Here is an 11,812-nt window from a genome sequence, read left to right on the forward strand (position 1 = left end):
ATCGCCCATAAAAAAAGCCGCTCCGAGTGGACTACACCCGGAGCGGCTTTTTATTGCCGGGAAACGTCGCTTAGTGCGACAGGATCTTCGACAGGAACTGCTTGGCGCGATCGGAACGAGCGTCGATGTTGCCGAAGAACTCTTCCTTCTCGCAGTCTTCAACGATGCGGCCTTGGTCCATGAAGATGACGCGGTTGGCGACCTTCCGGGCGAAGCCCATTTCGTGGGTCACGCACATCATGGTCATGCCTTCCTTGGCCAGTTCCACCATCACGTCGAGCACTTCGTTGACCATTTCCGGATCCAGCGCGGAGGTCGGCTCGTCGAACAGCATGCAGATCGGGTCCATCGACAGCGCGCGGGCAATTGCCACACGCTGCTGCTGACCACCCGACAGCTGGCCCGGGTATTTGGCGGCGTGCGCCTTCAGGCCCACACGCTCCAGGTACTTCAAGCCCTTGGCAGTTGCCTCTTCCTTGGACCGGCCCAGCACCTTTTGCTGTGCGATCGTCAGGTTCTCGGTGATCGACAGGTGCGGGAACAGCTCGAAGTTCTGGAACACCATGCCCACGCGCGAACGCAGCTTCGGCAGGTTGGTGCCCTTGCCGCCCACCGAGGTGCCGTCGACGAGGATCTCGCCCTTCTGGAACGGCTCGAGCGCGTTCACGGTCTTGATGAGCGTGGATTTGCCCGAACCCGACGGGCCGCACACCACCACCACCTCGCTCTTCTTCACGCTGGTGGTGCAGTCGGTCAGCACCTGGAAGCTGCCGTACCACTTGGAAACGTTCTTGATCTCGATCATTGGGTCACCTTCTTCTGAAGTCGCTTCACCAGCACGGAGGCGCCGAAGCAGATCACGAAATAGCACAGGCCGGCAAACAGCAGCAGCTCGACGATACGGCCGTCGCGCTCACCAATGTTGTATGCCTGCGTAAAGAAGTCCGACAGCGCGCTCACATACACCAGCGACGTATCCTGGAACAGGACGATGGCCTGCGTGAGCAGCAGCGGAATCATGTTGCGGAATGCCTGCGGCAGGATCACCAGGCGCATGGCCTGGCCGTACGTCATACCCATCGCATAGGCCGCGAACATCTGCCCGCGCGACACGCTCTGGATACCGGCGCGGATGATCTCGGAGTAATACGCCGCTTCAAACAGCGCAAAGGCGACAAGCGCGGACGTCATGCGCATGTCGGTGGCCGGCGACAGGTTGAAGATTCTCTGCAGCACCTGCGGCACGATCAGGAAGAACCACAACAGCACCATCACCAGCGGGATGGAACGGAAGAGGTTCACGTACCCCTGCCCAAACCACTGCAGCGGTTTGATGCCCGACAGGCGCATCATCGCCAGCAGGGTGCCCCAGACGATGCCGACCAGAATGGCCGTGCCGGTGATCTCGAGCGAAAGGAGCATGCCCTCGCCGAGCACGCGCATGTTGTCGGCGTTGATGGACGAGAAATCGAAGTGATAAGCCATGAAGAGTCCTCGCCTCGATTACTTGCCGCCGATGAAGCCAGGCAGCCGGGAACGTGCTTCCACCCAGCGCATCAGGCCCATAACGGTCAGGTTGATCAGCATGTACATCAGCGTCACGGCGATGAACGATTCGTACGGCTGAGCGGTGTAGTCCACCAGTTGGCGGCCTTGTGCGGCCAGCTCCAGCAAACCGATCGTCGACGCCACGGCCGAGTTCTTGAAGATGTTCAGAAACTCCGACGTGAGCGGCGGCACGATGATGCGGAACGACATCGGCAGCATCACATAGCGATACGTCTGCGCCAACGTGAAGCCCATCGCCAGGCCCGCATTGCGTTGACCGCGGGGCAGCGAGTTGATACCCGAACGCACCTGTTCGCACACACGCGCCGCGGTAAAGGTACCGAGACACAGCATGGCGCACAGGAACATCGACGTATTGGGGTTCATCTGCTTGATGTAGTCGCCGCCCGGCACGAGTTCAGGCACGACGAAATACCAGATGAACAGCTGCACGATCAGCGGAATGTTGCGGAACAGTTCCACATACGCTGCGGCAAGGCCCGACAGCCACTTGTTCGGCACCGTTCGCAGCACGCCGAGCACGGAGCCGATGACGAGCGCGATGATCCAGGACGACAGGCCGAGCACGACAGTGGTCTTCAACCCCGCGAGCAGCCAGTCCAGGTAGGTCTGATTCTGGGCGGCTTCCGTGAAGAAGACGCCCCAGTTCCAGTGGTAATTCATGATGGTTCCCTCAAAAAGAAACGGAAGGGAGAAGACCTGTTAACCGGCCTTTGCCTTCCGTTTCGGTGACGCTTGTATCAGGCCCGTTGAGGGAGCCGATCAGTCAAGAGCCTTGTCGTTCGGGTTCTTGATCAGCGCCTTCATGTCGTCCGACAGCGGGAACTCCATGTTCACGCCCTTGGGCGGAACCGGCTGCTCGAACCACTTCTTGTATTCGGCGTTGATCGTGCCGTCCTTCATCATGCCGGCAATGGTCTTGTCAGCCAGTGCCTTGAACGGAGCATCATCCTTGCGGACCATGCAGCCGTAGGATTCACGCGATTGCGGCTTGGCAACGACCACCCAGTCGGCCGGGTTCTTGGCCTTGGCGCGCTCGCCGTACAGCAGGGCGTCGTCCATCATGAACGCGACAGCGCGGCCCGATTCCAGCGTCAGGAACGACTGGCCGTGGTCTTTCGTGCTGATGATGTTCATGCCGAGCTGCTTCTCGTCGTTCATCTTGCGCAGCAGGCGTTCCGACGTCGTACCGGCGGTGGTCACGACGTTCTTGCCCTTCAGGTCAGCCCAGTCCTTGATGCCCGAATCCTTCTTCACCATGATGCGGGTGCCGATGATGAAGATGGTGTTCGTGAACGATGCCTGCTTCTGGCGCTCGAGGTTGTTCGTGGTCGAGCCGCACTCGAGATCGATGGTGCCGTTCTGCAGCAGCGTGATGCGGTTCTGCGACGTGACCGGAATCTCGTTGATCTTCAGATCCTTCAGGCCGAGTTGCTTCTTCACGTCCTCGGCAATCTTGGTGGCGACGTCGTACGAATAGCCGATCGTGCGGACACCGCCGACGTTGTAGCTGAACGGAATCGACGAATCGCGCACGCCCAGCGTGATGGTGCCGGTGTCTTTGATCTTCTTGAGCGTACCAGTCAGCTCTTCTGCGTGGGCAGCGCTGCCGAACGTACCAACGGCGACACCAACGGCTGCAACCACGGTTGCCAGCTTGGCGAGGTTCATGAAAGTCTCCTTTTGACCATGAAAGAGAAAGACGGGACTGTACCAAAAAACGTTTGGTGACAGTATTGGTGTTGCCACTAAATCGTTGAATCCAACGGAGTTTTTCCTCTGGCGCGGACCCTGCCGCAATCGCATTTTCCGAGCAACCGGATACCTTACGTTGTGCTTTTCCGGAAAACCGGAAAAGACGCGCAGGGCCAGACATGGCAACGCTCTGCAACATCGGCACGCAGGCACGGTTGCTTGAGCGGAATGACCGCCAATTGCTAAGGAAAAACCAGGGGAAATAAAGCCCGCCCGATGTGCGCTCTCTGTCGCTTAACGAACCCGACTTGAGGATGGGAAGGACGACGATGCTGCCATCGCCCTTCTCATGGTGCGACGCTCCGGAACGTTATGGTTCGTCCCATGAGCACCGGCTTTCTTCAACCGTCGCGCATGGCCGCCTGATCGGCAGCAACGCGATAGACCGGTGCGGCACCCTGTTGGAGCACCGCGCCGGTATTGACCAGCGCGTTGCCGATCAGGGGTACAGACCGCGCTCTTGGCGGGCCTGCAGAATCCGCGTACAGGCGATGATGAACGCCGCCGTACGCAGAGTAACCTTGTTGTCCTGCGCCACTTGCCAGACGCCACGGAAGGCATCTTGCATGATCCGTACCAGGCGCTGGTTGATCTCGTCTTCGGTCCAGAAGAAGCTCGAGAAATCCTGCACCCACTCGAAGTAGCTGACCGTCACGCCGCCGGCGTTGGCGATCACGTCCGGGCAGACCAGGATGCCTCGGTCGCGCAGGATGTCGTCTGCCTCGGGCGTCGTGGGGCCGTTTGCACCTTCCACGACAATCTTTGCCTTGATATGGGGCGCGTTCTTGACGGTGATCTGGCCTTCCAGCGCGGCCGGGATCAGGAATTCGCAGTCCAGCGCCCAGAAATCGTCTTGCGAGACGGTCTCTGCCGCAAAACCGGCCACGCTGCCGTTGTGGTCGACGTGCTGGATCAGCGCGTCGACATCCAGGCCGTTGCCGTTGAACACGATGCCCTTGTGGTCTTGCACGGCAATGACCTTGGCGCCGGCGTCGTGGAACAGCTTGGCGGCCACGCTGCCGACGTTGCCGAAGCCCTGCACCACCACGCGCGCGCCCTTGACGTCGATGCCAAGGTTGCGCGCAGCTTCGCTGCCGACCACGAACACGCCGCGGCCCGTGGCTTCGCGACGGCCCAGGCTGCCGCCCAGCGCGATCGGCTTGCCGGTCACCACGCCGGTGGCGGTGGAGCCTTCGTTCATGGAGTACGTGTCCATCATCCACGCCATGATCTGCGCGTTGGTGTTCACGTCCGGAGCCGGAATGTCCTTGTTCGGCCCGATGATGATGCCGATCTCGCTGGTGTAGCGGCGGGTCAGGCGTTCGAGTTCACCGGAAGACAGCTTGCGCGGATCGACACGGATACCGCCCTTGGCACCGCCGTACGGCACGTTCACGGCCGCGTTCTTCACCGACATCCACGCCGACAGCGCCATCACTTCCGACAGCGTCACGTCCTGGTGGAAACGCACGCCGCCCTTGCCCGGACCGCGCGACGTGTTGTGCTGCACGCGATAGCCCTCAAAGTGGGCGATGCGGCCGTCGTCCATCTGGATGGGCACGTCGACGATCAGCGCGCGCTTGGGGCGCTTGAGCGTTTCAACCCAACGTGCGAGCGAGCCGAGGTAGGGGGTGACCCGGTCGACCTGCTGCAGATAGATGCCCCACGGGCCGAGGTTGTCGGCCGGCAGATAGGACGGGATGGCGTGCTGGAGTGTCGACGGAGATGCGACATTGGACATGGCTGTCTTCCTTTTTTGGACCTCGGTAAGGTCCTTCAAGTCCCACAAAATGCCCGCCAGCTTAGGGACCGGCCAGAACGAAATCCAATGCCGTTTTTACATCGGGTTATGCATCTGGCGCATAACCCTCTACTCGAATACGGTAGTCCGTTCAGTCCGCCAGCGCGCTCCATAACGTGTCGATCAGCTCGCGTTTGCGCTTGGACTGGGGGTGCCGACGGTCATGGGCGCCGCTCTGCGGGTGCTCGCGGTAAAGCCGGATTTCCATCTCGATCGACAACGTGCCGCCGCCCTTGCCTTCCGCGCGCACGAGGCGCCCGGCTGCGACGTCCTCGCGCACCGCACTCTCGGGCAGGAAGGCCACGCCATGGCCCGCCAGCGCCATCACCTTGAGCGCCTCCGCCATGTCGGTTTCGTAGCACTTGTCGAGCAGCGGCGCCACCGGCGAGTTTTCCAGCAGCACATCGACCATGCGCCCGAGAAAGGCGTTGGGCGTATAGCTCAGGTAGGCGATGGGCTTGCGTGCGGTCGGAACGAGCCGATAAATCGGCCGCCCGCTCGCGTCGGGCTTGGAAAACGGCGAGAGCCGCTCGGTGCCCAGCACCAGCATGTCGTAGCGCGTGGGGTCGAGCTGGATCATCTGCCGCGCGTGGTGATACACCATCACGAGATCGCAGCCGCCCTCCACCAGCGTCATCACAGCATCGTGCACGTTGAGCGCGCGCAGCCGGCATTGCAGCTTGCCGATCTTTTCTTCCACCTGCGCGAGCCACCCCGGGAAGAACGTCAGCGACAGCGTATGGGGCACCGCAAAGTCGATCGTCGATGCGCTGGCAGGACGCTGGCCGCGCATCAGCGCGCGCGTCTCACTCACTTGGGCGAGCATCGCCAACGCCTGTTCGTAGAACACTTCGCCGGCGGGCGTGAGGCGTGTGGGGTAGCTTGATCGGTCGATCAGTTCGTTGCCGAGCCACGCCTCAAGGGATTGAATGCGCCTCGAAAACGCCGGCTGCGTCACGTGCCGCAATTCGGCCGAGCGCGAAAAGCTGCGCGTTTCGGCCAGGCTGATGAAGTCTTCCAGCCATTTCAGTTCCATCGTGTTGTCTCCCCCTCAACCTGCCCGGGCGTCTTCTTCTGTTTCTTCGGCCACGCGCTCCGGCTCGCGCGCCTGCATGCGCCACATTTGCGCGTAGCGGCCTTCCGCGCGCAACAGCGATTCATGCGTGCCGCGCTCGATGATGCGACCGTGCTCCATCACCAGAATCTGGTGCGCACGCACGATGGTCGACAAGCGGTGTGCGATGACCAGCGTGGTGTGGTTCTGCGCCAGGCGCATCAGTTCTTCCTGGATGGCGTGCTCGGTGCGCGAGTCCAGCGCCGATGTCGCTTCATCGAAGACGAGAATCGGCGGACGCTTGAGCAGCGTGCGCGCAATTGCCACGCGCTGCTTTTCGCCGCCCGAGAGTTTGAGGCCGCGCTCGCCGACTTGCGTCTCGTAGCCGTCCGGCAGCGACTCGACAAAATGGTGGATCTGCGCCGCGCGGGCGGCTTCGATCACCTCTTCGCGGCTTGCATCGGGGCGGCCGTAGGCAATGTTGTAATAGATGCTGTCGTTGAAGAGCACCGTGTCCTGCGGAACGATGCCGATCGCGGCGCGCACGCTGGATTGCGTGACATCGCGCAAGTCCTGTCCGTCGATCTGGATGGCGCCGGACTTCACGTCATAGAAGCGGAACAGCAGGCGCGCCAGCGTCGACTTGCCCGAGCCGCTCTGTCCCACCACCGCCGTGGTCGTGCCAGCCGGAATCGTGAAATCCACATCGAACAGGATCTGGCGATTGGCCTCGTAGCCGAAGTCGACATGCGCGAAGCGCACTTCGCCCGCGTGCACCGCCAGCGGTTTGGCGTCGGGCTTGTCGGCCACTTCGCGGTTGGTCTGCAGCAGGTTGAACATGCGGTCCATGTCGGTCACCGCCTGCTTCAGCTCGCGGTAGATCACGCCCAGGAAATTGAGCGGAATGTAGATCTGCAGCATCAGCGTGTTGACGAGCACGAGGTCGCCCAGCGTCATGTGCCCCGCCGCGACACCCTGCGTGGCGCGATACAGAATCAGGATGAGCGCCGTAGCGACGATGAACTGCTGGCCGAAGTTCAGCACCGACAACGAGTTCTGCGAGCGGATGGCCGCGGCGCGGTAGTGCTTCAGGTTCTCGTCGTAGCGACGCGCTTCGTAGTCTTCGTTGCCGAAGTACTTGACCGTTTCGAAGTTGAGCAGCGAATCGATCGCCTTCTGGTTCGCGCGCGAATCCAGCTCGTTCATCTTGCGACGGAAGTGCGTGCGCCAGTTCGTCACGGTCACCGTAAAGACGATGTAGCTGACCAGCGCGCAGAACGTGATGAGCGCGAACCACACGTCGTACTTCACGAAGAAATACGTGATGACAAGGCCGACTTCCACCAGCGTCGGCAGGATGCTGTACAGCGAATAGGAGATGAGCGACTGGATGCCGCGCGTGCCGCGTTCGATATCGCGGCTCATGCCGCCGGTCTGGCGCTCAAGGTGAAAACGCAGTGACAGCGCATGCAGATGGCGGAACACCTGCAGTGCGAGCGTGCGCACCGAACTCTCCGTGACCTTCGCGAACAGGATTTCGCGCAGCTCCGAAAACAGCGACGTCGACAGCCGCAGCAGCCCGTAGCCGATGATGATGCCCACCGGCACAACCAGCAGCGCGCGGGGGTCGGACGGCGACACGTTCATGGAATCGATCAGCCGTTTCATGACCATCGGCACCCCAAGGTTTGCCACCTTGGCTGCGATCAGGAACGACAGCGCCAGCGCCACACGCCACTTGTAGGCCATCAGATACGGCAGCAGGCTCTTGATGGTGCGCCAGTCGCCGCGGGCAGCCCCCGGCGGAGGCGGTTCGGAAGAGGCGGGAAAGCGACGCATGTGCGGTGCAATAAAATGGCGGATTGTGTATTCTCCCACCGATCACCTGCGCGCGCCCTGGCCCCGCTGGTGGGCCCTCCCTCCGCTTCAATGCTGCCCTGCATCATCATGTCCGATACCCAAGCCACCACTGAAACCGTCACGCTGCCCGCCGACAAGCAGCCCGCCGTGCGTGTGATGCCGATGCCGTCCGACGCCAACGTCCACGGCGATGTGTTTGGCGGCTGGATCATGTCGCAGGTGGACATCGCCGGGTCGATCCCTGCAGTGGTGCGTGCCAACGGCCGCGTGGCCACGATCGCCGTCAACTCGTTCGTCTTCAAGCAACCGGTGTACGTGGGCGATCTGGTGAGCTTCTACGCCAACGTGGTCAAGACGGGCCGTACGTCGATCACCGTGGACGTGGAGGTCTATGCGCAACGCATGCACGCCAACGGCCGGCACGCCACCGTCAAGGTGACGGAAGCCACCCTCACCTACGTGGCGACCGACGAGACCCGCAAGCCGCGCGTGCTGCCGCCGCTCTGAACGGCCACGCCCAACAAAACCCGGCTTCGCGCCGGGTTTTCTTTTGCAGGGGAACGATTGGCTCAGTTGAACTTGGAGAAATCCGGGCGGCGCTTTTCGAAGAACGCCGTGAACGCTTCGCGCGCTTCCGGAGCACGCAGCATTTCGCCGAATTGCTTGCCTTCCACCGACATGCGCTCGGCGATCTGCGGCGTAGCGCCCTCCTTCATCAGGCGCTTGGTGGCGCGCAGCGACGCGGGCGGCAGCAGCGTCAGCTTGCGCGCCTGCGTCCGCACGAAAGCCTCCAGCTCCCCGGCGGGCAGCACGCGATTGACCAGGCCCAGCTCGCGCGCTTCGTTCGCGTCGAACGGCTCGCCGAAGAGCAACTTGTCCGCCGCGCGGTGATAGCCGGCCAGCTGCGGCAGCAACAGGCTCGATGCGGCTTCCGGACAGAGCCCCAGCTGCGCGAACGGCATCGACAGCTTGGCGGTGTCGGACGCATAGACGAGGTCGCAATGCAGCAGCATCGTCGTGCCTACACCCACCGCCGCGCCGCTCACCGAAGCGATCAGCGGCTTGGTCGCCGAGCTGATCGCCTTCAGGAACTGGTGCACGGGGGCGCTTTCGTCCTTGGGCGGATTCTTCATGAAGTCTTCGAGATCGTTGCCCGCCGTGAATACGCTCTCGTGGCCGGCCAGCACGATCACGCGGATGGCGGGATCGGTCTCGGCGGCCACCAGGGCATCGGCCAACGTTTGATACATCGCGGCCGTGATGGCGTTCTTGCGGTCCAGGCGGTCAAACGTGAGCGTCAGGACGCCGTCTGCGGTCTCGGTACGAATCGACATGAAAACTCCAGGTGAAATCTGCGCCGCTAAATCGGCACAGGCGAGTCAGATAGATAACCGACGGAGAACGCGTTGGCGCCCACGTTCAACGCCACGGTCAGGCTCATCGGCGCGAGCAGCACTTCCACGCCGTGGTCCTGTGCGGTTCGCATCAACGCCTGCACAGGCTCCATGCGCCGCACGGTGTCGAGCGCACCGGAATACGTGATCGCCACCACGGGCGTGGCCAGACGCTCCTCGGCGATCATGGTTTCGGTATGCGCAAGCAGGCGGCGAATGCCTTCCTCGGAGCCCCGCACCTTGGCGATGGCTTCCGTCTCGCCACGATGCATATGGATGAGCGGACGCACGTTGAACGCCGTGCCCATCATGTAGCGGCTCCATGTGATGCTCTTCTCGCCCTTCTGCTTGGCGCGCGTGTACATGTACAGCAACTCGTCGGGGACGAGGTAGACGTGCGAGGCATCGCGCAGGCGGTTTTCGATCACGTGCACCACGTCGCGCACCTCCGCGCCTTCGCGCAGCATGCGGGCGGCCTCGTGCACCATCAGCGCCTGGCCGGGGCCAATGGCGCCGGTGTCCACCACCGTCAACTCAAACAGGCCTGAGCGGCCGGCATCCTTGCGTGGCTTGAAGCTCTTGGCCGTGGTGCCCACCACCGCGCCGGTGGCGTGGCTGTAGAAATGGCTGCGCGAGCTGGCAATCGTCAGGAGCAAGGCGCGGTCGTGCTGCGTGACCACGTGCTTGAGCAGGAAGTCTTCGATCTCGCGTTCGAGCAGCGGAATCGATTCGGCATAGTGATCCTGCTTGTCGACGAGGTACTTGCGATAGAGCTGCGGCAGCGCCGCCTCGTCGCGGCGGTCTTCAACAAACAATTCGCCCGCACGAATGCGGAACGGCACCACGCCCAACCCCAGCTGATCGATCATCGAGCGTGGCATGTCGCATGCCGCGTCGGTCAATACGATTGTGTCGCCGATAGTGTTGCCCATCGCGCGCCCTCCTCTTGGTGCACCGCCGGTGACCCGGTGGTGTGTCTCCTCTGTCGCGGAATCATGGTTCCGCTTCTGTCGCGATGCCGGCCAGGTGCCGGCTGCGTTCTTCGGCGCGCTTGTTGATGTAGTACTGCGCGCGCCTGCGCAATCATGCGTGCTGAGACGGGCGATTTACAAGCAGGGGGAAGAACTTAATCCTTCCCCCTGACGTGGGGTCACATGCGTTCGAAAATGCCCGCGGCGCCCATGCCGGTGCCGACGCACATCGTCACCATGCCGTACTTCTGGTTGCGACGGCGCAGGCCGTGCACCACCGTGGCCGCACGAATGGCACCCGTGGCGCCCAGCGGGTGGCCCAGCGCGATCGCGCCGCCCAGCGGGTTGATCTTGCTGGTGTCCAGGCCCAGGTCCTGGATCACGGCGAGCGACTGCGCGGCAAACGCCTCGTTCAGTTCGATCCAGTCGATCTGATCCTGCGTCAGGCCACCGGCCTTCAGCGCGGCAGGAATCGCTTCCTTCGGACCGATCCCCATGATTTCCGGCGGCACACCGCGCACCGCAAACGACACAAAGCGCGCCAGCGGCACCAGGTTGAACTGCTTGAGGATCTTTTCCGACACCAGGATCAACGCGCCCGAACCGTCCGACGTCTGCGAGCTGTTGCCGGCCGTCACGCTGCCCTTGTTGGCGAATACGGCGCGCAGCTTGCCCAGGCCTTCGACCGACGTATCGGCACGCGGGCCTTCATCCAGCGACATCGTGCGGGTCTTGATGTCGATGGCCCCGGTGCCCAGGTTCGGGAACTTCTCGATGATCTCGATCGGGGTGATCTCGTCCTTGAATTCGCCGGCTTGCTGCGCAGCGAGCGCCTTCTGATGCGACGCGAGCGAGAAAGCATCCTGCGCCTCGCGCGAAATCTTCCACTGCTGGGCGACCTTCTCGGCGGTCAGGCCCATGCCGTAGGCGATGCCGACATTCTCGTCACGCGTGAAGATGTCCGGCGACATCGACGGCGAGTTGCCCATCATCGGCACCATGCTCATCGATTCGACACCGGCGGCGATCATCACGTCGGATTCGCCCACGCGGATGCGGTCAGCAGCCATTGCCACGGCGGTCAGGCCCGAGGCGCAGAAGCGGTTGACGGTGACGCCGCCCACGGTGTTGGGCAGGCCGGCCAGCAGCGCACCGATACGCGCCACGTTCAGGCCCTGCTGCGCTTCGGGAATCGCGCAGCCGACGATGGCGTCTTCGATCAGCGCCGGATCCAGGTTGGGCACCTGGGCGACAGCGCTCTTGAGGATGGTCGCCAGCAGGTCGTCCGGGCGCAGGTTCTTGAGCGTGCCCTTCGGCGCCTTGCCGATCGGGGAACGCGTCGCGGCGACGATGTAGGCGTCTTGCAGTTGCTTGGTCATGATGAAACTCCTGTCTCTCTGTCGTCGCA

Annotated in this window: 11 protein-coding genes; 1 reads left to right on the top strand and 10 read right to left on the bottom strand. The window is 62.6% G+C overall.

Annotated elements, in window-relative coordinates:
- Positions 1-70 precede the first annotated feature (70 nt).
- The 7 genes from N511_RS0104590 to N511_RS0104620 all read right to left on the bottom strand — a co-directional run bounded on the left by N511_RS0104590 (position 71) and on the right by N511_RS0104620 (position 8,018).
- Complete coding sequence (locus N511_RS0104590) at positions 71-805, bottom strand: amino acid ABC transporter ATP-binding protein (protein ID WP_027678214.1); 735 nt, start codon at positions 803-805, stop codon at positions 71-73.
- The gene (gene gltK / locus N511_RS0104595; RefSeq protein ID WP_027678215.1) at positions 802-1,485 is read right to left on the bottom strand and encodes a glutamate/aspartate ABC transporter permease GltK; all 684 of its coding nucleotides are present in this window, start codon (positions 1,483-1,485) and stop codon (positions 802-804) included. The genes N511_RS0104590 and gltK overlap by 4 nt, the downstream gene beginning before the upstream one ends.
- Positions 1,486-1,503: 18 nt before the next feature.
- Positions 1,504-2,232 carry an amino acid ABC transporter permease gene (locus N511_RS0104600; RefSeq protein WP_027678216.1) on the bottom strand — a complete coding sequence of 243 codons (729 nt, stop codon included), beginning with the start codon at positions 2,230-2,232 and terminating at the stop codon, positions 1,504-1,506.
- A gap of 99 nt (positions 2,233-2,331) precedes the next feature.
- Complete coding sequence (locus N511_RS0104605; protein WP_027678217.1) at positions 2,332-3,240, bottom strand: glutamate/aspartate ABC transporter substrate-binding protein; 909 nt, start codon at positions 3,238-3,240, stop codon at positions 2,332-2,334.
- Between the two features lie 523 nt (positions 3,241-3,763).
- A complete protein-coding gene (locus N511_RS0104610) occupies positions 3,764-5,065 on the bottom strand; it encodes a Glu/Leu/Phe/Val family dehydrogenase (protein ID WP_027678218.1) in 1,302 nt (433 codons plus the stop codon).
- Positions 5,066-5,216: 151 nt separating this feature from the next.
- Complete coding sequence (locus N511_RS0104615; RefSeq protein ID WP_027678219.1) at positions 5,217-6,161, bottom strand: LysR substrate-binding domain-containing protein; 945 nt, start codon at positions 6,159-6,161, stop codon at positions 5,217-5,219.
- A gap of 15 nt (positions 6,162-6,176) precedes the next feature.
- Positions 6,177-8,018 carry an ABCB family ABC transporter ATP-binding protein/permease gene (locus N511_RS0104620; RefSeq protein ID WP_027678220.1) on the bottom strand — a complete coding sequence of 614 codons (1,842 nt, stop codon included), beginning with the start codon at positions 8,016-8,018 and terminating at the stop codon, positions 6,177-6,179.
- A 90-nt stretch (positions 8,019-8,108) separates the two neighbouring features.
- Between N511_RS0104620 and N511_RS0104625 the strand changes: the two genes are divergently transcribed.
- Entirely contained in the window at positions 8,109-8,546 is a 438-nt protein-coding gene (locus N511_RS0104625; RefSeq protein WP_037026264.1) for an acyl-CoA thioesterase, read from the top strand.
- A 62-nt stretch (positions 8,547-8,608) separates the two neighbouring features.
- Here N511_RS0104625 and N511_RS0104630 read toward each other — a convergent pair whose 3' ends face one another.
- The 3 genes from N511_RS0104630 to N511_RS0104645 form a co-directional block, all read right to left on the bottom strand.
- Positions 8,609-9,373: an enoyl-CoA hydratase gene (locus tag N511_RS0104630; RefSeq protein ID WP_027678222.1), complete on the bottom strand. Its 765-nt coding sequence runs from the start codon at positions 9,371-9,373 to the stop codon at positions 8,609-8,611.
- Between the two features lie 26 nt (positions 9,374-9,399).
- A complete protein-coding gene (locus N511_RS0104635; protein ID WP_037026267.1) occupies positions 9,400-10,365 on the bottom strand; it encodes a DegV family protein in 966 nt (321 codons plus the stop codon).
- A 218-nt stretch (positions 10,366-10,583) separates the two neighbouring features.
- Positions 10,584-11,783, bottom strand: coding sequence for an acetyl-CoA C-acyltransferase (locus N511_RS0104645; RefSeq protein ID WP_012761166.1), 1,200 nt, complete (start codon positions 11,781-11,783; stop codon positions 10,584-10,586).
- Between the last annotated feature and the right edge of the window lie 29 nt (positions 11,784-11,812).

Origin of the sequence: Ralstonia sp. UNC404CL21Col (genome assembly GCF_000620465.1) — a bacterium.
Classification (GTDB): domain Bacteria; phylum Pseudomonadota; class Gammaproteobacteria; order Burkholderiales; family Burkholderiaceae; genus Ralstonia; species Ralstonia flatus.